The 22,150-nt window shown below is 36.6% G+C and carries 17 protein-coding genes; 3 read left to right on the top strand and 14 right to left on the bottom strand.

The features are described 5' to 3' along the window. Window positions 1-168: 168 nt before the first annotated feature. The 3 genes from GKR88_03870 to GKR88_03860 all read left to right on the top strand — a co-directional run bounded on the left by GKR88_03870 (window position 169) and on the right by GKR88_03860 (window position 1,696). Complete coding sequence (locus GKR88_03870; protein ID QMU63495.1) at window positions 169-540, top strand: transposase; 372 nt, start codon at window positions 169-171, stop codon at window positions 538-540. After that, window positions 540-1,397, top strand: coding sequence for an IS3 family transposase (locus GKR88_03865; protein ID QMU63494.1), 858 nt, complete (start codon window positions 540-542; stop codon window positions 1,395-1,397). The genes GKR88_03870 and GKR88_03865 overlap by 1 nt, the downstream gene beginning before the upstream one ends. Before the next feature lie 71 nt (window positions 1,398-1,468). Beyond that, window positions 1,469-1,696, top strand: coding sequence for a transposase (locus tag GKR88_03860; protein QMU63493.1), 228 nt, complete (start codon window positions 1,469-1,471; stop codon window positions 1,694-1,696). Between the two features lie 182 nt (window positions 1,697-1,878). Here GKR88_03860 and GKR88_03855 read toward each other — a convergent pair whose 3' ends face one another. The 14 genes from GKR88_03855 to GKR88_03790 form a co-directional block, all read right to left on the bottom strand. Beyond that, window positions 1,879-4,335, bottom strand: coding sequence for a T9SS type A sorting domain-containing protein (locus GKR88_03855; GenBank protein ID QMU63492.1), 2,457 nt, complete (start codon window positions 4,333-4,335; stop codon window positions 1,879-1,881). A gap of 89 nt (window positions 4,336-4,424) precedes the next feature. Then, complete coding sequence (locus GKR88_03850; protein ID QMU63491.1) at window positions 4,425-4,715, bottom strand: helix-turn-helix domain-containing protein; 291 nt, start codon at window positions 4,713-4,715, stop codon at window positions 4,425-4,427. A gap of 1 nt (window position 4,716) precedes the next feature. Next, window positions 4,717-5,061, bottom strand: a complete 345-nt coding sequence (locus tag GKR88_03845; protein QMU63490.1) for a type II toxin-antitoxin system RelE/ParE family toxin — start codon at window positions 5,059-5,061, stop codon at window positions 4,717-4,719. A gap of 235 nt (window positions 5,062-5,296) precedes the next feature. Continuing rightward, window positions 5,297-7,663, bottom strand: coding sequence for an MMPL family transporter (locus GKR88_03840; GenBank protein QMU63489.1), 2,367 nt, complete (start codon window positions 7,661-7,663; stop codon window positions 5,297-5,299). A gap of 43 nt (window positions 7,664-7,706) precedes the next feature. Next, complete coding sequence (locus GKR88_03835; protein QMU63488.1) at window positions 7,707-9,095, bottom strand: MBL fold metallo-hydrolase; 1,389 nt, start codon at window positions 9,093-9,095, stop codon at window positions 7,707-7,709. A 10-nt stretch (window positions 9,096-9,105) separates the two neighbouring features. After that, entirely contained in the window at window positions 9,106-10,833 is a 1,728-nt protein-coding gene (sulP, locus tag GKR88_03830) for a sulfate permease (GenBank protein QMU63487.1), read from the bottom strand. 2 nt (window positions 10,834-10,835) lie between these two features. After that, entirely contained in the window at window positions 10,836-11,858 is a 1,023-nt protein-coding gene (ruvB, locus tag GKR88_03825; protein ID QMU63486.1) for a Holliday junction branch migration DNA helicase RuvB, read from the bottom strand. A gap of 243 nt (window positions 11,859-12,101) precedes the next feature. Beyond that, the gene (locus tag GKR88_03820; GenBank protein QMU63485.1) at window positions 12,102-13,883 is read right to left on the bottom strand and encodes a cytochrome c oxidase subunit I; all 1,782 of its coding nucleotides are present in this window, start codon (window positions 13,881-13,883) and stop codon (window positions 12,102-12,104) included. Between the two features lie 87 nt (window positions 13,884-13,970). Continuing rightward, window positions 13,971-14,978, bottom strand: coding sequence for a cytochrome c oxidase subunit II (locus GKR88_03815; protein QMU63484.1), 1,008 nt, complete (start codon window positions 14,976-14,978; stop codon window positions 13,971-13,973). A 26-nt stretch (window positions 14,979-15,004) separates the two neighbouring features. Continuing rightward, window positions 15,005-16,405, bottom strand: coding sequence for a quinol:cytochrome C oxidoreductase (locus tag GKR88_03810; GenBank protein QMU63483.1), 1,401 nt, complete (start codon window positions 16,403-16,405; stop codon window positions 15,005-15,007). Between the two features lie 22 nt (window positions 16,406-16,427). Then, the gene (locus tag GKR88_03805; GenBank protein QMU66635.1) at window positions 16,428-16,889 is read right to left on the bottom strand and encodes a c-type cytochrome; all 462 of its coding nucleotides are present in this window, start codon (window positions 16,887-16,889) and stop codon (window positions 16,428-16,430) included. 100 nt (window positions 16,890-16,989) lie between these two features. Then, window positions 16,990-17,514, bottom strand: a complete 525-nt coding sequence (locus GKR88_03800; GenBank protein ID QMU63482.1) for a DUF3341 domain-containing protein — start codon at window positions 17,512-17,514, stop codon at window positions 16,990-16,992. Continuing rightward, complete coding sequence (locus GKR88_03795; GenBank protein ID QMU63481.1) at window positions 17,507-18,901, bottom strand: hydrogenase; 1,395 nt, start codon at window positions 18,899-18,901, stop codon at window positions 17,507-17,509. The genes GKR88_03800 and GKR88_03795 overlap by 8 nt, the downstream gene beginning before the upstream one ends. A 168-nt stretch (window positions 18,902-19,069) precedes the next feature. Further along, on the bottom strand, window positions 19,070-22,129 hold the full coding sequence (locus tag GKR88_03790; protein ID QMU63480.1) for a 4Fe-4S dicluster domain-containing protein: 3,060 nt from the start codon (window positions 22,127-22,129) through the stop codon (window positions 19,070-19,072). Between the last annotated feature and the right edge of the window lie 21 nt (window positions 22,130-22,150).

Raw genomic sequence — 22,150 nt, 5'->3', positions numbered from 1 at the left:
ATATAAAAAATAGCGGTTTAAGTGCTTCATTTAAAGTTAGTTTTGTAAATTTAGCATTAGGTATAAATTGAAAAGTCAGTGCTTTTAAGTCCGCTACTTTTCATATACTAAATCGTTGGGCGCAATTGTGACCCGTCCTGAAATATGTATACAAAAAACAACAAGTATATGTATAAAAATGATGGATATGTAAGACGTTATAGTGAGAGTTTTAAACTCAAAGTATTAGCAGAACTTACCAAAGGAAACCATTCCAAAAGACAAATTGCCTTAACTTACGGCATACAATCTAGTACGATAAACGTATGGATTAAAAAATATGACCGTAAAGATTTAATGAACACCCGTGTAACCGTGCAAACAGACGACGAATTATCCCGTATTAAAGCCCTTCAAAAAGAGCTAAAACAACTCAAAGATCTTCTTATTAAAAAGGATCTAGATAAACTTGTGAATGATAGTTATCTTGAAGTAGCTGCTGAAAATCTTGGCTATAAAAATGTTGAAGAATTAAAAAAAAACTTAAACATAAAGCCTTAATGAAAATAGCACCGATTAATAGAAAAAAAAGAAGGTACGCCATCGCTACTATTTGTAATGCTTTCGAGTTAAAAAGAGATGCTTATTACAAATATCAAAAAAGGTTTGTTCTTAAAAAACAAATAGAACAAAATGTAATAATGCTTGTTAAAAAAAGCAGGAAAACATTACCCAGAGAAGGTACTAGAAAGCTAATGAAATCCTTACATAATGATTTTAGGAAACAGAATATAAATATAGGTAGAGACCAGTTATTTAGAATCTTAAAAGAAAATAATTTGTTAATTAGAAGGAAAAAATATTCTTCTAAAACAACCAACTCTTACCATCGTTTTTATAAATATAAAAATATCATAAAAGACCTGATCATTAATAGACCTAACCAAGTTTGGGCTTCGGATATTACCTATATAAGAACTATAAATGGATTTTGTTATTTAGCACTTATTACTGATATGTATTCAAGAAAAATAGTAGGCTATGATATTAGTGATAGTTTAGAACTTAAAGGCTGTGTTAGAGCTTTAAATAAAGCTATTTATCAAACTAAAAATACCGAAGAAATCATACATCATTCTGATAGAGGAATACAATATTGTAGCAATGTTTATACTCAAATTTTGAAAAGAAAAAAGATACAAATCAGTATGACCCAAGAAAATCATTGCTACGAAAACGCAATGGCCGAAAGAGTTAACGGAATTTTAAAAGATGAATTCTTCCTCGACCAAACATTTACAAATATCAATCACGCCAAAAAAGCAACAAAAAATGCAATCAAATTATATAATAATAAAAGATTACATTTATCTTTAGATTATAAAACACCTAATTACGTGCACAAAAATGTAGCATAAATTTTAATAATTAACTGTAGCCCTATTTTAGGACGAGACATATCCTTAAAAGTTATCATGTAACACCCAGTATGAGTAGAAAAGGAAACTGTTGGGATAATGCAGTAGCTGAATCTTTTTTTAAAACAATCAAAACAGAACTAATGATAGACAATAAGTTTATATCCAACAAAAGTCTTCAAATTAAAGTCTTTGAATACATAGAAACTTGGTACAACAGATACAGAAGACATTCTGCTCTTGGTTACAAAAATATCATCGAATTTGAAAAATTATATCAAATCAAAAATGTAGCTTAACTTTTTGTACCATTTTTTGTTGCATATCCAATCTACCAAAACTTTTAGCTCAAATGATGCATTTTTAGTACAAGACTTTCAGTTTTATAAACCGTCTAGCCGTGTTAGTTATTGAGCTATTAAATTTTTCTACTCCTTTAAAGTATTTCGACTAAATAACTAAAAGCAATTTCATTGCTGTCCTACTGTTTTATAACCTTCTTTGCACTCATTACCATAGCGTTTGCATCAAATAATTTTAGCAAATAAATACCTGTAGAAAGCTCAGAAATATTGATTTCGTTAATAGTATCAGAACTCACTTTTTTAACAACTCTTCCGTTTAAATCATAGACTATAGCGGTTTTTATAGTGCTATTTGATTCTATATGAATTAATTCATTGCTTGGGTTAGGATACAATATTAAATTTTGGGAAGCATTTTGTTCTTCTATGCTTAACGTACTTGCTTCAATTTTTCCGCCTGTAATCATCGTATGTGTTACTGCACCGGAAGGAGTAATAACTCCTCCTAAAGAGGTGCCAAATTCGGTCATTAATTGCGTATTACTTTTATTGAGATACATAGCTGGTGTAACACGTTCCGGAAATAAATTTTCCGTAGGATATAAATATGGCGTTAATAAATCTGATGTGGGTACAGGAATGTAAGTGGCATCCTGCTCATCAAAGTATACTTTACTGTTGTTAAATGGCCCAAAGTTTAGTTGGATATGGTCTGGCAATAAGAAATACGCACTCATTTTTACACCTGAACCGTCCGGATGTAGCAAAGCAAAAGCATCTCCTGCATTATTCAATAAATGCATTTGAGCATCTAAAACTATATTTTTATTGGCGTTACCAAAAGTGATATTTCCTTGAATATTAATGGTTCGCCAAGGCGTGGTTAGACCCGATGGTGTTGGGTTGGCATAGTGCGGAGGGTTGGCATTAACCTCTGTATTATCTACAATTCTGTCTTCCCAGCCTTTTGCCCAGTTGACTTCTCGTATAAAAATATCGGTACCTGAATTATTAAACGTACCACCGTTTACAACTGTTGTTGCATTTATGGGCAAGGTAAGTGCCTGCGATTCGCCACCCCAACCTTTAATGGTATTATTTTCTATGGTCCAACTGCGGGTGTTGTGATAATGGTCTAAATCCAATCCTATAGAATGTGGCTCATCTTCTAATCTGCCCGGATATGGATTAGGCATCGGTCGCCATGGTGCTAAACCTATATCTGCACCATAACCGTATACTTGATTATTTTTTAGAGTGATTTGCGCACAGTTTTCAAACTGCATTCCTGTTCGTCGTATACCCCATAATAAGGTGTTTTCAATCACAAGATTCATAGTATTCCTGTAATTGGTTGGCATCAGGTTGTATTCTGAACTGTTTGTGTCTCCAACCTCGTGAAATTCAGTCATAATATAATCGCCTCTAAAACCTTGTGCAGCTGTGTAACCAATATTACTTCTGAAAGGTTTTGGCAAAATATACCAAACATCGAATATCCAATTAGGATATTGCGTTACTTGGTTATGAAGTTCGGCATTGAGCGCCGGGAATTCTGAAGGTGGCACGTATAAGTCAATTCTATTTTGCATTTGTGGTCTACCCCTTAAACTTTCCCATAAGCCTTCTGTCCAATAAATATAAGCGTGTCTGCTACTAAGAATGGTCTTTGCACGTCTAAGCATAGTACCCATCGTTTTTTTATCATTGCTATTGGTAATTTTATAATCAATCAGTAATTTGTGTTTGTGATCTACTGTGGTTTGTGCGGTATAGCAAACTTCAGTGATGAGCCTGCGAACAATTTGGTGTCTGCTATCAGGATCAGTGGTTGATATTTGAGGGTTTTCACAAGAGTTGTCATTATCGAGTTGTTGCTTAATATGGTGGTACTTTGCTTTATGTGCCCTGTGGTTTTGGGGTTGCTTTTCGATGAGTTGTTTTTGATTGCTATGATCATCGTATGGTGCATCCCCGTCAGCGTTGGCTAAGGTTTGGTTATGCTGATCTAACTTTTTATCAATATAAGCTAAATGACGTTCTATTTTCTTTTTATTGTAATTGTTTTTTTTAGAATTTTGAGCCCTTAGTTTGGTAGAATCCCCTGCAATAAGCAAGCCTCCAATTAGGTTAAAGTTTTTGGCTATTGCTACACTTTGTCTAAATACTCGCTTGATTGCTTTGGGATTGTTTTTTCTAAATCGGTTAATGGTGTTGTGGTCAGCTTTGAGATTGCCTAAGAGCCACATGAGTTCTACATTGCGATGACATTCTTTTTCTAAAGCACGTGAAGAACCTATACGGTTCATGTAGCCGTAGATGTATAGTTTGAGTAAATCACAGGGATTATAGGGTGGTTTACCAGTATGTGAGAGCATTTGAAAGCCTAATGCCTTTAGTTCTATAGCATCTACAAATACATCAATAAAGCGAACAGTATTTTCTGAGTCAATTAAATCATCTAAAGCAGTAGGAAAAAAACTGAGCTGATTGCGAGGGATTTTCTTAATATATTCCATAGCTTTAAAATACAACTTTTTAAGAAATCTAAAAAGAAAATTAAACAGAGTTTTGAGACAGTCTGACGGCCCAGTGTATGAAAAGTTGCGATTTGCAAAATAACCATTTTTCATTTTTGTTAACTTGGTTTAAAAATAATCATAATTTTTCAAACCGGAAAAAGGCAGCAATTTTTTATACACCATGTTGTAACACGTACTTTTTATACTTCGATTGATATATTTACTTTCCCTCCAAGACCCTTTTCTACAATGTTATATAAGGTTTTTAAGGTTAAATTACTTCCATTATTCTCAACTCTCGAAATATAAGTCCGTTTTTTGTCAACCAATTCCCCGAGTTGCTCTTGAGTGAGATTTTTTTCTTCCCTTGCTTTACGTAATAAAATTCCAATTTTAAATGATTCAAAATCTCTATCAAGTTGATCTCTGCGTTCAGTTCCTCTTTTCCCGTAAACACCATCCTTTATGTCTTTCCAAGATTTAATTTCCATGTCATTTGTTTTTATCCTCATAATATTGTCTCATTAAACGAAGTGTTTTGTTGATTTCTTTTCGAGGTGTTTTTTGAGTTTTCTTTTGAAATCCGTTAAATAAAATCACAAGTTTACCTTTATCAAAGAAGCAAAAAACTCGCCAAATGTTTGAACTTAATTTTATGCGAGCTTCATACAGACCATTTGTTCCTGTTAAAGCTTTTAAATAATTTGACGGAACTCTCTCATAAGTTTCAATAATCTCAATGATTTTATAGATTTTGTCTTGAACCTTAACAAACTGATTAAGCAAAAATTCCTCAAAGTAATGTCTGTATGCAATTACCTCTCTAACTTTATTCATTAAACAAAAGAGACCTTTGCAAAATTGATTTGGCGAAAAAGTTCGACGCCCGAAGAACATTTTCAACCGGAATAACCTATTAGTTTTGAGGATTTAAAATTTTCGAGAAGGAAGAAATTTGAAGCCAAATCAATTTCAATACGGAATACATCACTTTTTTGCAAAGGTCTCTTGTTATAAGCCGTTGCGTTTAGTTTATACTTTACAACTTTCAAACTTTAAACAACATATCATCTTATTTCCTTTCTTTTGGAGGTAGGATTTTGATAGGAGGTTCTTTGAAAACTTTCTCATTGGCTATTTTATTTTCAAAAGTAAGTAACAATGAAGGGAGCAGTAATAAATTAGAAATCATTGCCAGTAATAAAGTTATGGAAACCAACCCTCCTAATGCTATGGTTCCTCCGAAACTGGAAACCGTAAATATTAAAAACCCAAAAAATAGAACAACAGAGGTATAAAACATACTGACTCCTGTCTCTCGTAATGCTGCATATACCGATTTTCTGATTTTCCAGTTGTTCGCAATTAGTTCTTGTCTGTATTTGGCAAGGAAATGTATGGTGTCATCTACGGAAATTCCAAAAGCAATACTAAAGACAAGGATGGTGGATGGTTTGATCGGAATGTCAAAGAATCCCATTAACCCTGCAGTAATCAATAATGGAAGCACATTGGGAATAATAGAAATTAAAATCATTCTAAAGGATCTGAACATCCATGCCATGAAAATGGAAATTAAAAGAATGGCCAGCGATAGAGAAAAAACAAGATTTGTGATTAAATAATGGGTTCCTTTTAAAAAGATCAATGCTTTCCCTGTTAGACGGACGGTGTATCGTTCCGGAGGGAATTCCTTATCAATTACTTGTTTTAATCGATTTTGAATGGCATCCATTTTTCCGGTTCCGATATCTTTCATAAAAGTGGTAATTCTTGCATACCTCTCTGTAGTGTCTACAAAGTTCTTCAGCATTTTTGTATCGCTTTCGGAATTTTTAGCATACGCCAAAATATAACTTTGTTCCTGTGATGTAGGCAACTGATAATATTTAGGATTTCCTTTATAATATGCTTGTTTGGAATATTTGACTAAATTTACAATGGATATTGGTTTTGACAGCTCAGGAAAAGTGGCTATCACCTCATTTATTTTTTCTATTTTTTTGAGTGTAGAAAGTCTCATCACGCCCTTGTTTTTTTTAGTATCTATTAAAATTTCAAGAGGTAATATGCCACCAAATTCGCTTTCGAAAAACTTAATGTCTTTGTAAAACTCTTTGCCCTTGGGCATATCTTCAATTAAACTTCCGGATACTCTTATTTGATATACGCCAATGATCCCTAAAATAATGACAATAACCGTGCTGATATATATGACTTCTCGCTGCTCCTTAACCATTTTCTCCATCCAATTGACAACGCCTTCCATCCATCTTTTTTCGAGATGGCTTAAATGCTTTTTCTTTGGCAGAGGCATAAAACTATAAAGGATAGGGATGATCATTAAGGCCAGAATAAAAATGCTAATGATGTTTATAGAAGCTAAGATTCCAAACTCTCTTAGCAATTGACTTTTTACAAAAACAAAGGTTGCAAACCCGGACGCTGTCGTTAGATTCGTCATTAAAGTGGCATTGCCTATTTTGGAAATAACACGTTGCAATGCTTTTGCCTGTCGGCCGTGCTTTTTTATTTCTTGTTGATATTTATTAATTAAAAAGACGGCATTAGGAACACCAATAACAATAATCAGAGGCGGAATTAACGCTATTAATACGGTCAGTTCATATCTTAACAGTCCCGTAAAACCAAAGGCCCAGGTAACTCCGATTAACACCACCAGAAGTGTTATAAAGGTGGCTCTGAAAGATCGAAAAAAGAAAAAGAAAATCAGTGCTGTAATGAATAAAGCACCTCCTACAAATAATCCTATTTCATCAACAATATTCTGAGAATTTACGGTACGAATATAGGGCATTCCGGAGATTCTTACATCCAGGTTATTTTCTTTTTCAAAGGCGGCTATTCTTGGAATTAATATATTGTAAATAAAATCTCTTCTGATAGCTGTATTTACAATTTCTTTATCGAGATAAATGGCTGTTTGTATGGTTTCGGTTTCCTTATTGAATAAAATATGTTCATAAAAAGGAAGCTTTTCAAAAATCTGATTTTTTATGGTTTCGATTTCTTGGGTAGTTCCCGGTAAGCTGTCAAAAAGAGATTCCAGAATAAATTTTTTGTTTTTTCTATCTGCTTTTAGTTTTTTAATATCAGCTACGGATAATGAAAAATCGACTTCTTCCAAAGAGTCGAATGATTTGACTAATGCATTCCAATGATTAAATTTTGCAGGTGTAAAAAGAGTGGAGTCTTTTACCGCTAAAAGAATAAGATTTCCTTCTTCTCCGAAAATTTCCAAAAATTGGTTATAATGAATATTCACTTCATGATTTTCCGGAAATAAATTCGCTTCCGTATAAGAAAATCTCATATACTTTATTTGGCTTATCAAAAAAGCCGTTATCAGTGCTATAAAAAAAAGAACTAAGTATCTGTTTCGGAGGACGATATTAGAAATTTTAGCCCAAAAATCCATCTACGTTACATTTATGTAAATGTAAGTATTTGAATTGATATCACTAAACAGCATATACTCTTTTAATAGCTGTCTTTTTTATGGCGGCATATCCTCCTGCTACATCAATGACATTATGAAATCCCCTGGCTTTTAATATGGAGGCGGCAATTACCGAACGATATCCTCCTGCACAGTATACATAAAATTCCCTGTTTACAGGAAAATCCGCTATATGGTCATTGAAATAATCCAATGGAGTATTTGATACATCCGCTATATGCTCATCTGCATATTCTCCGGGTTTTCTCACATCAAAAACAAGTGCATTTTCACGTATTTTTTGCTCAAGCATTTTTGCGCTTACGGATAACAGCGTATCCGTTTCTTTTCCTTCTTTTTTCCATGCATCAAAACCTCCTTCAAGATATCCTAATACATTATCAAAACCAACCCTGGATAAACGTGTGATCGTTTCTTTTTCTTTCCCTTCCGGGGTTATCAGTAAAATCGGTTGCTTAATGTCTTTAATCAATGCTCCTGCCCACGGGGCAAAAGTTCCTCCTAGACCAATAAAAACAGATTGAGGAATAAATCCGTTAATAAATTCCCGTTGGTGCCTCACATCTATTACAACAGCATTTGTCTCGTTTGCGATGGTTTCAAATTCTTTTGTCGATAATGCTACGTTTGCTTTTTTAATAACATCTTCTACGGAAAAATAGCCTTCTTTATTTAGTTTTACATTTAAAGGAAAATATGCAGGGGGTGGCAATAAGCCTTTTGTTACTTCTTTTATAAACTCTTCTTTCGTCATATCTTCTCTAAGCGCATAATTGGTTTTCTTCTGATCTCCCAGTGTGCCTACCGTTTCTTTACTTAGGTTTTTCCCACAAGAAGACCCTGCCCCGTGTGCCGGATACACAATTACATCGTCCGCCAGAGGCATCAGTTTATTGCGTAAACTATCGAATAAAATCCCTGCCAAATCTTCTTGACTGACATTGCTTTTCTGTGCCAAATCCGGCCTGCCGACATCTCCTAAAAACAAGGTGTCTCCGCTAAAAATGGCATAGTCTTTTCCGCTTTCATCTTTTACCAGATACGTAGTACTTTCCATGGTATGCCCCGGAGTATGAATTGCCTTGATAGTAATATCTCCTATTGTAAACTCTTCATTATCTTCTGCAATATGTGCTATAAATGTTGTATCTGCATTAGGCCCAAAAACGATTGTTGCTCCTGTTTTTTCAGCCAAAGTGAGATGTCCGCTTACAAAATCGGCATGGAAATGGGTTTCAAAAATATACTTAATTTTTGCATGGTCTTTCGCTGCTCTGTCTATATAATCTTGTACTTCCCGTAACGGATCAATAATGACAGCCTCCCCCTTGCTTTCCAAATAATAAGCCCCCTGTGCCAAACAACCCGTATATATTTGTTGGATATTCATTGTCTGTAATTTATTTATATGCCTGGTGTATATAATTTGCGTATTTTTTTTGATGTTCTCTATCTCCTGTTTTATAAAAATTAACCGCTCCGTTTACCCTCATAAAAAAATGATTAATATCTATGATTTTTAAAATACCTCCTCTAAAAAGATCATCTCTAACAGGCCCTTTTACTCCTGCAAAATAAAATAAAATGCCTTTTTTTTGATAGTATTTGATTCTTTCTATCAGCATTTCAATACCGGTACTGTCTACCCTGTTAATACTTTCCGCATCTAACACAATTAATTTTAATGCATTTCCTTTTTTTTCTGCCATCATATCCAAATGATCTCTAAAATAAGCTGCATTGGCATAAAATATTTGAGCATCAAATCTAAATGCCAGTATTTCATTATCTAAAATCACATCCGAAAATCTCATTTTATTTCTATAAAAATCCGAATCCGGCACTTTCCCCAATTCGGCAATATAAGGCCTGGATGTTCTGTATATTAAAATAATTAATGACAAGCCCACTCCTGTCATAATGCCGTATTCAATTCCTAATGTCAATGTTGAAAAAAATGTGGCTACCAATAACCAGAAATCCAGATTGTTTGCTTTAAATAAAAAGATGGCTTCTTTTATATTTACGAGCCCAAAAACCGCAACCATAATAATCGCTGCCAGTACTGTTTTGGGAAGATGATAAAATAACGGTGTTAAAAACAATACGGTAATTAGTATCATTGCTACCGAAATCAGAGATGCCATTCCCGTTGTAGCCCCTGACTCCTGATTGATAGCCGATCTGGAAAAGCTCGATGTTACGGGGTATGCTTTAAAAAGTGAACCTACCATATTTGCCAAACCCAAAGCGATAAGTTCCTGATTAGGTCGTATCCTGTATTCATCTTGCTTCGGCTCTAAAGATTTTCCGATAGTCATGGTTTCCAAATAGCCTACCATAACTAATGTGAGTACTATTGGCATCAGTTCTCTTATGATATCCGTGTCAATTTGAGGTATGGAAAAAGAAGGCAATCCTGAAGGAATATGTTCTATAATAGCAACGTCATTTAATTGATTTCCGAAATAACGCATAATCAAAATTCCTACGGCTGCTACAATCAGGGCATTGGGGATTCTCTTATCTATTTTTCTGAAATACAGGATGACAATTGCAGAGAGCAACCCGATAACGGTTGTATTTACATTTATATTCAAGTACTTATTCCAAAAATCAATTAACAAATATTGTATTTGGTGGCTTTGAATAAAATCAACCCCAAACAGATTTCTAAATTGATTTAATCCGATAATTAACGCAACTGCCGATGTAAATCCTGTAATGACAGGCTTAGATAAAAAGTTGACAATAAAGCCTAATCGCAAAACGCCCATTAAAAACTGAATACTGCCCACTATAAGTGCTAATAATATGGCGATGGCTATATAACTGTCAGATCCTGTAAGTGCCAGCGTAGAAACTCCCGTTGCTACAATTAAAGAGTCCATTGCTACCGGGCCAATAGCCACTTGTCTTGATGAGCCAAAGATAGCATACATTACTTGTGGTGCCAGCGCACAGTACAATCCGTAAACAGGTGGTAACCCTGCAATCAAAGCATATGCTATTCCTTGCGGAATCAGAATGATTCCTACAGTGATTCCCGCTATAAGATCTCCTCTAAACCGAGATATATTATAGTTGGGCAACCACTCCAGAATAGGGATCAATCTTTTAATATTCATACTTAAAACAATTCACCTTGATTTCTCCCTTTGGTTTTATTCAGGTGCTTATAGGCCAATTCCGTAACTTCTCTCCCTCTTGGAGTTCTCATAATAAACCCTTCCTGTATTAAAAAGGGCTCATATACCTCTTCGATGGTCTCTCCGTTTTCTCCAACGGCAGTAGCCAGTGTACTTATGCCTACCGGCCCTCCTTTAAACTTATCTATAATGGTATTTAAAATCTTATTATCCATTTCGTCAAGCCCATATGCATCTACTTGCAGTGCCTGCAATGCATATTTGGCTATTTTAATCGTAATATTACCGTCTCCTTTTATCTGGGCAAAATCTCGCACTCTTCTCAATAAAGCATTTGCAATTCTTGGAGTTCCTCTGCTTCTTCCTGCAATTTCAATAGCTGCTTCCATAGAAAGAGGTACTTTTAAAATGGCAGCACTTCTTTGAATAATGGTTGTTAATAGTTCTTTTGTATAGTAATTCAATCGGCTGCTGATTCCAAAACGCGCTCTCATTGGTGCTGTTAACAATCCTGAACGTGTGGTAGCACCAACCAGTGTAAAAGGTTCCAAATTAATTTGAACGGTTCTCGCATTTGGGCCGGACTCAATCATGATGTCAATCTTATAGTCTTCCATTGCAGAATATAAATATTCTTCTACAATGGGGCTTAATCGATGAATTTCATCAATAAACAAGACGTCCCTTTCGTCAAGATTTGTTAGTAAGCCCGCTAAGTCTCCCGGTTTATCCAGTACAGGGCCCGAAGTTATTTTGATTCCAACATGTAACTCGTTGGCCAAAATATGTGCTAAGGTGGTTTTTCCTAATCCCGGAGGCCCGTGAAATAATGTATGATCCAGAGCTTCTTCTCTTTGATTGGCAGCAGCTACAAAAATCTTTAAATTTTCTATGGCCTGTTCCTGCCCTGTAAAGTCATCAAATGAAAACGGGCGTAATTTTTTTTCAATATCTAACTCCTCACTTGAGTATTGTTCATTATCCGGCTTCAGATGTTTGTTCATAATACAAATATACTAGAGACCTTTGCAAAATAATGATATATTCCGTATTGAAATTGATTTGACTTCAAATTTCTTCCTTCTCGAAAATTTTAAATCCTCAAAACCAACAGGTTATTCCGGTTGAAAATTTTCTTCGGGCATCGAACTTTTTTGTCAAATCAATCCTGCAAAGGTCTCCTAGATATTTAATACCAAAAGCCTTCTCAAAAGGAAAGGCTTTTTATGGTATTTTTCCGTATGTTCTTAAGATGGTTCTTCACCTTCTTTTAGCGGAACAATCTGAGAAATAAAATCTTCTCCGTGCAAATAATCACTATTGTCATCTTCGGGGTCTGTTTTTTTACTGTAGTCATAGGCCCAGCGATGTACTTCCGGAATTTTTCCCGGCCAGTTACCATGTATATGTGCTACCGGAGCCGTCCATTCCAACGTATTGGATCTCCATGGGTTTTTTGTAGCTTTCTGTCCTCTGTATATTGAAATAAAGAAATTGGCTAAGAATATTAACTGGGCTGCTCCTCCGATCAAAGCGAATAGGGTAATGACTACATTTACATTTGCAGTATCGTCAAATAACGGAAATGCGGTGTTTGTATAATATCTTCGTGGCAATCCTGCCAAGCCGATAAAATGCATCGGGAAAAATACTCCGTAAGCGCATATAATAGTAATCCAGAAATGCCAATACCCCATGGCTTTATTCATCATTCTACCGTACATTTTAGGGAACCAATGATATATACCGGCATACATTCCGAAAATAGCGGACACTCCCATTACCAGATGAAAATGTGCTACGACGAAATACGTATCATGAATGTTAATATCCAAAGCGGAATCTCCCAGAATCAGTCCCGTCAGCCCTCCGGAAACAAATGTTGATACCAGTCCGATTGAAAACAACATAGCAGGGTTTAACTGCAGGTTTCCTTTCCAAAGTGTGGTGATATAATTAAATGCTTTTACTGCCGAAGGAATGGCAATCAATACGGTTGTAAACGTAAATACGGAGCCTAGAAACGGATTCATTCCCGAAACAAACATATGATGTCCCCAAACGATTGTTGATAAAAATGCAATTGCCAGAATGGAGCCAACCATAGCTCTATATCCGAAAATGGGTTTTCTGGAGTTGGTCGCAATAATTTCGGAGGTAATTCCTAATGCCGGTAATAGTACAATATATACTTCCGGGTGTCCCAGGAACCAAAATAAATGTTCAAATAACACAGGCGATCCTCCCTGATAATGTAGCACTTCGCCGCTAATAAATATATCTGACAGGAAAAACGAGGTGCCAAAACTTCTGTCAAAAATCAATAGCAATGCCGCTGATAATAACACCGGAAAGGAAACTACACCAATCACTGCAGTAATAAGGAATGCCCATATAGTTAGCGGCAATCTTGTCATTTTCATTCCTTTGGTTCTCAAATTAAATACGGTTACGATATAGTTTAAAGATCCGATTAACGAGGAAGCAATAAAAATAGCCATAGATACCAACCACAGGGTCATACCGGCTCCGGACCCTGGGATTGCTTGTGGTAAAGCACTTAGCGGAGGGTAGATAGTCCACCCTGCCGATGCCGGGCCTGCCTCTACAAATAATGAAATGACCATGACTACGCTTGAAATAAAGAATAGCCAGTAAGAAATCAGGTTTAAGAAACCGGAAGCCATATCTCTTGCTCCGATTTGCAAAGGAATTAATAAATTAGAGAAAGTTCCGCTTAACCCTGCTGTTAGCACAAAAAAGACCATGATGGTACCGTGTATGGTAACCAATGCCAAGTACATATCCGGGCTCATGATTCCATCTGTTTGATGAGGCCCTAAAAATGCCTCTATAATGGTAAATGATTTCTCCGGCCACGCCAACTGTAAACGAAATAGCATAGACATAAATACTCCGATGACTCCCATAAACATACCCGTTATTAAAAACTGTTTGGAAATCATTTTATGATCCTGACTAAATATGTATTTTGTTACGAATGTTTCTTTATGATGATGCTCTGACATGATCTATACCTTATTTGTTTAATTGTCGATTTAGGTATTTGAATTGTTCATCTTAATTCTCAATACTCTAAAATCCAGATACTTATATTATTTAATTACTTCTGCTAAAGTGGGTTGTTCCGCCAGCCACTTATTAAAACCTTCTTCTTCTTCTACTATGATTTTCATTTGCATATTATAATGAGACGCACCACAAATTTTATTACATAATAACAGATAGTCAAATTCATATAACTCCTCTCCTTTGGCCGAACGTATTTTATTGATATTATTTACTTTTGCTATCACCTCTTTATTTTGTCTCATTTCTTCGGTGGTAAATTTCGGTGTAAAACCAAATTGAGTAACCATGCCCGGAACGCAATTCATCTGAGCTTTAAAGTGAGGCATGTAGGCCGAGTGTAAGACATCCTGGGAGCGGAATTTAAATAGTATTTTTCTTCCTTTTGGCAAATGTAATTCTGTTACCTGTTTATCATCCCAGGAATTTTTATCAGACATGTTTACTCCCATAGTATTTATCCCTTTGATGTAGTTTATATTGCCAAAACCCAAGGTGTTATCTGCTCCCGCATAACGGGCATCCCATCTAAACTGCTGGGCGTATACTTCAATAACAAGTGGGTTTTCGTCGTCATCTATATACATCACATCTGTCCACTGATAAATTCCAAAGCCAATAAGGACAACGATTATGATCCCCGGAATGACCGTCCATATCAGTTCCAGTTTATGATTGTCTACATAAAATTTTGCTTTTTTACCCTCTTTACCTCTGTATTTATAAGGGAAATAGAAAATTAAAAATTGTACAATAAACTGCACAATTCCTATCAGCCAAAATGAAACATCGAATAATAAATCGTCATTTTCTCCTTCTATGGAAGCAGATTCCGGAAGCATCATTACGTTCATACCAATCAGGCAGTATATCATCATTGCATAGAAAAATGCTCCAAAAACGATAAAAAATTTTCCCTGAGTATCATTATCTCTATCGGTTGCAATCACCTCTCTTAAATTCATAATTCTGGTGATCTGCCAAAAACTCACCCCGATTGCAACACCTATAAAAATATAAAATAGAGCTAGCATATTATTTTGTCTTAATTATTTTAGTATTAATGATGATTTTCTTCTCCTTCGTGTTCAATATTGTAATAGTGAAACTGTTCGCTTTCTTTTAGGAAAGGATTTCCTTTTGCAACAGGGTTTACCTTTGCAAATGCATTGAATGTAGCAAACAAGAAAATTCCTGAAAAGAATACTATCGAACTGATTTCGGGAACTCCAATATACCACTGTCCTCCTACCGTTGCAGGCATGATCATGATAAACACATCCGTATAGTGCCCGATTAATATGACAATTCCTCCTATGAAAACAAACCAGGGTTTGCTTTTATAATCGCTATTGATCAACAGCAAAATCGGAAATACAAAATTCATGACCAACATGGCTAAAAATGGCAGTTTATACTCGGCAAAACGCAGTGCAAAATAAGTGCCCTCTTCAGGAATATTTGCATACCAGATGAGCATAAATTGTGCAAACCACAAATAGGTCCAGAATACACTAAATCCAAACATGAATTTTGCCAAATCGTGAATATGACTGTCGTTTACTTTTGGTAAATACCCTTTAGATCTCAGGTAAATGGTAACAAACGCAATAACGGTTAGTGCGCTTACCAACAGAGTAGCTAATACATACCACCCAAACAATGTGGAAAACCAGTGAGGGTCCAGTCCCATAATCCAATCCCAGGTCATCATCGATTCGGTGATCATAAAAAACACCAGAAATACTACGGAAACATTATAATTTCTCTTATATGTTTTGATATCGGTAGCGGTGTCTTCTTTGATTGAATTTCTTCTGATAAACCACCGGTACAGATTCCATCCTGCCAGGTAAAAAATTCCGCGAATGACCCATCCGGGAGTGTTCAACCACAGCTTTTTTCCGTATACTATCGGGTCAAAATTAGGGCTGCCTTTGTCAAAAACGCCTTCACCCATCCATACAAACAGGTGATTCCAGTGCATTACTGCAGCAATAAGCATAATCACCATAATCAAAGATGTGGGAACTATATTTGCCGTAATGGCTTCCATTACCCTGAATAGAACAACTGACCAACCCGACTGTGCAACTCTTTGCGATGCGTAAAATGCTAATACCAATAAAGTAATTCCCAGAAAAAAGATCAGGGCCACATAAAATGCTGCCCAAGGCCTGTTGTGTAATTGATGCAATACATGAGCTACATGTGCTTCATGCTCGTCATTATCATGATGGGGTGTTGCTACCTCATGGTTTTTTTTATCGTGATCTTCTTTATGGGCATCAGCCGTTTTTCCGTGGCCGCCATGCCCATCATTTTGTTGGGCACTGATAACATGCTCTGCATCCTGATGTGTTTTAGAAAACCCATCGTAAAAACTATAAGAAACGCCTAATGCTCCTATAATAATTAAAGCAATGGAGGATATTTTTATTTTACCTGAGAATTGATACATATTTTTCTATTCTTCTGTTGTATTATTGTTTTAATAAATCGTTGCGCAATTGTTCTACATACTGAACTACCTGCCAACGTTCTTTATCGGTCAACTGTGATGCGTGCGATCCCATTAAGTTTTTCCCATATATGATCACATGGTAGATATTTCCTTCTGTCAGATCTCTGTCTTTATAATTTGGAATCCCTTCAAATTTACCCCTTTGTGACAGGACACCGTTTCCATCTCCTTTTTTCCCATGGCAGGATGTACAGTAAATAGCATACATTTTTTTTCCGTTTTCCAGGTTTTTTTCATTTTTTTCCAAAGGAGATTTCAGTGTTTGTTTTGCCCTTTCGTAGTCTGCATTGGTATCTGCATACTCGTATGGAGTATTCCCTCTCGAAATGGTTCCTGCAACAGGCTTCATATTTACAGGGCTTCCGTCAATTCCCGAAGCACCATTGGTATTATAAGGCACAGACACATACATGTCCGGCATGTATTGTACTTGCGGTACTCTTTTATTTGAGCAGGCCATTAGGGTTGCTACAAAGAGTAAAACGATACTATATTTTAAACACTTCTTCATGGTCATGGTATTAATGGGTCTCTACTATGTTTATTTCTACAGCCAATGTCTCTTTTAGGAGGGCTATCAGTTCTTCTTCATTATCATGAATGGGTATTTGCATTAAAAAATGATCGTCAGTAGTCCTCGGATCAGGGTTTTCGGCTTTTTTAAAAGGCCATATTCTACTTCTCATATAAAATGTGATGACCATTAAGTGCGCTGCAAAAAACACTGTTAATTCAAATAGTATCGGCACAAATGCCGGCATATTTTCAAACCAGCTAAAACTGGGTTTTCCTCCGATATCCTGAGGCCAATCCTGAATCATTACATAATTAGTCATCCAGATGGCTATGGACAACCCTGTAATTCCGTACATAAAAGACGTTATAGCCATTCTGGTAGGTGCTAGCCCTAGGGCTTTGTCCAAACCATGTACCGGAAAAGGACAGAACACTTCTTCGATATGATAATTGGCTGCTTTTACTTTTTTAACAGCATCCAGTACAACTTCATCATCGTTGTACAACGCGTGAATTGTTTTACTACTCATGTTTATTGTCTCTTAATTTTTTAAATTTCTCTCCTGATGATTTTAAAATCGTTTTCACTTCTGCCTGTGCAATGACTGGGAATGTTCTGGCATACAGCAAGAACAATACAAAGAAAAAACCGATTGTTCCTATAAATATTCCTACATCTACAAAAGTGGGCTCAAAACGCCACCAAGTAGAGGGTAAATGCCCTTTACTCAACACAATAGCAATGATATCAAAACGTTCGAACCACATTCCTATATTGATGGCAATGGAAATGATGAATGACCAAATAAAACTTCTTCTTATTTTTTTAATCCACAACAATTGTGGAATGGCAATATTGAAAATAATCAATGACCAAAATGCCCAGGCATAAGGTCCTGTTGCGGCACCTAAAGACATATAGGTATAATCTTCATAAGGAGACCCCGTATACCAGGCAATAAAAAATTCCGATGCATATGCTATGGCAACAATACCTCCCGTTAAAATGATCACAATATTCATGTATTCAATATGAATACGTGTGATATAGTTCTCCAAATTCGTTACCTTACGCATGATTCCTAACAGCGTTTGTACCATAGCAAATCCTGAGAAAATGGCTCCGGCTACAAAATAAGGCGGAAAAATAGTTGAATGCCATCCGGGATTGATAGATGTGGCAAAGTCCATCGATACAATGGTATGCACTGAAAGTACTAGTGGTGTTGCCAAACCTGCTAATACTAATGATACTTCTTCAAAACGTTGCCAATCTTTTGCTCTGCCTGACCACCCGAATGAAAGTAAGGTGTATATCTTCTTTTGGAACGGTTTTACGGCTCTGTCTCTGATCATGGCAAAATCGGGTAGTAAGCCCGTCCACCAGAAAACCAATGATACGGATAAATAAGTTGAAATGGCGAACACATCCCACAGTAATGGCGAATTAAAGTTTACCCATAGAGACCCGAATTGGTTAGGAATGGGCAATACCCAATAGGCATTCCACACACGCCCCATATGGATAATAGGAAACAATGCCGCCTGAAAAACGGCAAAGATAGTCATGGCTTCTGCGGAGCGGTTGATAGCCGTTCTCCATTTTTGACGGAATAATAACAATACGGCAGAAATTAACGTTCCGGCGTGCCCGATACCTACCCACCATACAAAGTTAGTGATATCCCATGCCCAACCGATATTCTTACTTAATCCCCAGACTCCGATACCTGTTCCTATAGTATAAAAGATACATCCGAACCCCCATAACATTGCTGCTAAGGAAATATAAAATGCCATATACCAGTTTTTGTTTGCTTTCCCTTCTATGGGTTTTACAATGTCTTCGGTAATGTCGTGGTAACTCTTATCACCTAATACTAAGGGTTCTCTTATGGGTGCTTCGTAATGAGACATATTTTATTTTTTTGTTTGAAAGTTAAAAGTTTGAAAGTAGCTTTTTATCATTTTGATTTGCTACTTTTGCCCTTTAATTCATGTCTTTTAACTTTTTATTTTTTGGTTTGGAAGTTCCAAGTCTGTAGTTGTAAAGTTCTTTACTTTTCAACTTTTCGAATCCTTTAATTAACGCTCGTTTGTATTTCTAACTTTTACCTGATACACTACATTGGGTTTGGTTTGCAGATAATCTAACACGTGATATGCTCTTTTATCTTTGACCAACTTAGTAACTTCTTCTTCTTCGTTATTTACATCTCCAAAAGTCAATGCCTCTGTAGTACACGCAGATGAACATGCTGTTGCAAACGCTCCTGTTTCTACTTTTCTGCCTTCTTTTTTTGCTTTTAAAATAGTAGCCTGTGTCATTTGGATACACATAGAGCATTTTTCCATAACTCCTCTCGAACGAACAACTACATCCGGATTCAACACCATTTTACCGTATTCGTTATTCATATTGAAATCGAATTCATCATTGTCAGCATAGTTGAACCAATTGAAGCGGCGAACTCTATAAGGACAGTTGTTTGCACAATATCTCGTTCCTACACATCTGTTATATGCCATTTGGTTCTGCCCTTGACGACCATGTGATGTTGCTGCAACCGGGCAAACGGTTTCACACGGAGCATGATTACAGTGCTGGCACATCATGGGTTGGAAAGTAACCGTAGGGTTTTCTGCAGATCTTTCGAGTACTTCAAACAGTTCTCCACCTCTTTTTCCTGCATCTAATGCTTCTTCTCTGGTTTCTATTTCCGAAGAGTAATAGCGGTCAATACGCAACCAGTGCATGTCTCTACCTACTCTTACTTCTTCTTTTCCTACAACCGGCACATTGTTCTCTGCATGGCAAGCAACGATACAGGCTCCACATCCCGTACATGAGTTTAGATCAATAGATAAATTGAAATGATGACCCATTTCTCTCGGGTGTTTATCCCAAAGATCTACTTTGCTAGCCGCTTTTTCTTTATGGTCATACGACACCATTGCCGGTTTGTTCCAGGTGTGTTTCGGATCTATAGTGTGATCGTTATAGTCTTTTAAGGAAACTTCTTTTAAAATATCATGACGCCCGGCGATGGTTTTTTGTATTTGAATACATGCAAACTCATGAACAGGTCCGGAGGTTTTTTCAATAGTTACTCCGTATTGAACATTGTTTCCGTTTGCATATAATTTGTAGGCATTTACGCCTACCTGCATTTCTTTTTTTAAGTTTGTTTTTCTACCATATCCTAATGCCAATCCAACCGAACCTATTGCTTGTCCGGGTTGAATGATAACAGGGATATTTTCAACAGTTACTCCGTTTACGGTAAGTTTTGCATAATTTCCATTGATAGATCCGTTATCTTTTACCGGGTTTGTAAAGCCAAGTTTTTCAGCGTCTGCTATGGACATGGTCAGGTAATTGTCCCAGGACGCTCTGGTAATCGGATCGGGAAATTCCTGTAGCCAGGGATTGTTTGCTTGTTTCCCATCACCTAAAGCGGTAGACGTATATAAACTTAATTCGAACCCTTCGGGTTTTGAGGTCGTCATTTGTGTAACTGCCGCTGCGATATCTGTTATATTTTCACTAACATCGCTAGCTACTGTTTTTATAAAGAAGCCGTCATGCAGTGCTTTATTCCAGGATTGCCCTTCTAAAATATTTTCCTGCCAAAATGCTTTCAGATAGTCGTAATACTTGGTTGTATTTCCCGACCATTTTAACAGTATGCCCTGCAACTGGTTGGCATTAAATAATTTTTGAATAGTGGGTTGTGTCAATCCGTAGTGTCCTTCGGTTATCATAACATCGCCCCAGGATTCCAGGAAATGAGTGGCCGGCAATACATATTGGATTCCTGCTGCATTTGCAGTAGCATTGTTTTGCTCTGATATAATGACAGAAAGTTTTAATTTTTCCAACCCTTCCGAAAAGTCTTTTGCAGAGGCTAAAGAGTATACAGGATCAACATTATAAGCGATTAATCCGCCTATTTTTCCCCATTTCATGTCCGTAACTAACTGAGCTACTTCCGAATCGTTCCCTTGCCTGTTGTAGGTTGGGTTTGCAACATCCATAATCTCACTGCCCAATGCTTTGTTAATTGCCATGGCAACTAATTGTGCTTTTTTGTCGTTCAATCCTGTTACAACAACTCCTCTGGATCCTGCTTTTTGTAATGCTGTTGCCGCTTCTTTTATGGCTGCATCTTTCGGTGTTTCTTTTGATGGCAGGCTCGATCCGGTAATGTTATTGTATAAATTAATTAAGCCATATACCTGATCCGATGGTTTTGTTACCACCCGCTTGTCTGCATTTGCACCTGTTAAAGACATGTTTGCTTCAAACTGTATGTGGTAAGACATGTGGTCGGAATCAGGATTTCTGCTTGCCGCATATCCTTTTTCAAAACCTCCCTGCCAATCTCCTAAGAAATCTGCTCCGAAAGAGACAATGGTCTGTGCTTTGTCAAAATGGTAGCCCGGTAATGCTCTTTTGCCATATATTGCTTCAAAAGCGTCTAAGGTACCGCTTTCTGAAACCGCATCGTATACTACGTGTTTTACATTTGGGTATGCAGCAATAAACTCGGCAATGATTTTATCCGTAGACGGGCTTGCCATGGTTCCTGTTAAAAGCACCACCGGATCGTTCGCGTTTTTTAATTCGTTTAATATTGTTGTAATTTCCGTATCTGCTGCTGCCCAGCTAATAGCTTTACCCTTTTTTGTCGGTTCTTTTAAGCGCAATTGATGGTCATATAGAGAAAGTACGGATGCTTGTACTCTTGCATTGGTGGTTCCGCCAGTATCTTTATTTGGCATTACCAATATAGGGCGGCCTTCCCTGGTTTTTACCAGTATATTTGCGAAATCAAAACCGTCGGCCATTGTCGTAGCATACCAATCGGCAACTCCTGTAATCAGGTCATTGGGTTGCATCACATAAGGAATTGCCTTTCTTACCGGGCCTTCACAGGCAGCCAGGGAAGCAGCAGCAGTGGTAAAACCTACATATTTCAAAAAATCTCTACGGGATGTAGCTGATTTTTCCAATGTGTCTTTATCACCCAAAAATTCATCCGTAGGTATTTCTTCTACAAATTCTTTTGCTTTTAGCGTTTCAACAACAGAACTGTCTTTTAGTTCTTCAACACTTTGCCAGTATTTTTTGTTTGAAGCCATTTTCGTTATTTAACTATTTTA

It is taken from the genome of Flavobacteriaceae bacterium, from assembly GCA_014075215.1.
In the GTDB taxonomy this organism is placed as follows: domain Bacteria; phylum Bacteroidota; class Bacteroidia; order Flavobacteriales; family Flavobacteriaceae; genus Polaribacter.
Note: the sequence above shows the minus strand (reverse complement) of the source record. Positions and strands in the feature narration are given on the sequence as shown.

What these genes read in the sequence shown, in the direction of transcription:
- GKR88_03865 (QMU63494.1), top strand. Translation starts at nt 540, where the DNA reads ATGAAAATAGCACCGATTAATAGAAAAAAAAGAAGGTACGCCATCGCT.
- GKR88_03800 (QMU63482.1), bottom strand. Translation starts at nt 17,514, where the DNA reads ATGAGTAGTAAAACAATTCACGCGTTGTACAACGATGATGAAGTTGTA.
- GKR88_03870 (QMU63495.1), top strand. Translation starts at nt 169, where the DNA reads ATGTATAAAAATGATGGATATGTAAGACGTTATAGTGAGAGTTTTAAA.
- GKR88_03855 (QMU63492.1), bottom strand. Translation starts at nt 4,335, where the DNA reads ATGAAAAATGGTTATTTTGCAAATCGCAACTTTTCATACACTGGGCCG.
- GKR88_03820 (QMU63485.1), bottom strand. Translation starts at nt 13,883, where the DNA reads ATGTCAGAGCATCATCATAAAGAAACATTCGTAACAAAATACATATTT.
- GKR88_03860 (QMU63493.1), top strand. Translation starts at nt 1,469, where the DNA reads ATGAGTAGAAAAGGAAACTGTTGGGATAATGCAGTAGCTGAATCTTTT.
- ruvB (QMU63486.1), bottom strand. Translation starts at nt 11,858, where the DNA reads ATGAACAAACATCTGAAGCCGGATAATGAACAATACTCAAGTGAGGAG.
- GKR88_03845 (QMU63490.1), bottom strand. Translation starts at nt 5,061, where the DNA reads ATGAATAAAGTTAGAGAGGTAATTGCATACAGACATTACTTTGAGGAA.
- GKR88_03795 (QMU63481.1), bottom strand. Translation starts at nt 18,901, where the DNA reads ATGTCTCATTACGAAGCACCCATAAGAGAACCCTTAGTATTAGGTGAT.
- GKR88_03810 (QMU63483.1), bottom strand. Translation starts at nt 16,405, where the DNA reads ATGTATCAATTCTCAGGTAAAATAAAAATATCCTCCATTGCTTTAATT.
- GKR88_03815 (QMU63484.1), bottom strand. Translation starts at nt 14,978, where the DNA reads ATGCTAGCTCTATTTTATATTTTTATAGGTGTTGCAATCGGGGTGAGT.
- GKR88_03840 (QMU63489.1), bottom strand. Translation starts at nt 7,663, where the DNA reads ATGGATTTTTGGGCTAAAATTTCTAATATCGTCCTCCGAAACAGATAC.
- GKR88_03790 (QMU63480.1), bottom strand. Translation starts at nt 22,129, where the DNA reads ATGGCTTCAAACAAAAAATACTGGCAAAGTGTTGAAGAACTAAAAGAC.
- GKR88_03850 (QMU63491.1), bottom strand. Translation starts at nt 4,715, where the DNA reads ATGGAAATTAAATCTTGGAAAGACATAAAGGATGGTGTTTACGGGAAA.
- GKR88_03835 (QMU63488.1), bottom strand. Translation starts at nt 9,095, where the DNA reads ATGAATATCCAACAAATATATACGGGTTGTTTGGCACAGGGGGCTTAT.
- sulP (QMU63487.1), bottom strand. Translation starts at nt 10,833, where the DNA reads ATGAATATTAAAAGATTGATCCCTATTCTGGAGTGGTTGCCCAACTAT.
- GKR88_03805 (QMU66635.1), bottom strand. Translation starts at nt 16,889, where the DNA reads ATGCCGGACATGTATGTGTCTGTGCCTTATAATACCAATGGTGCTTCG.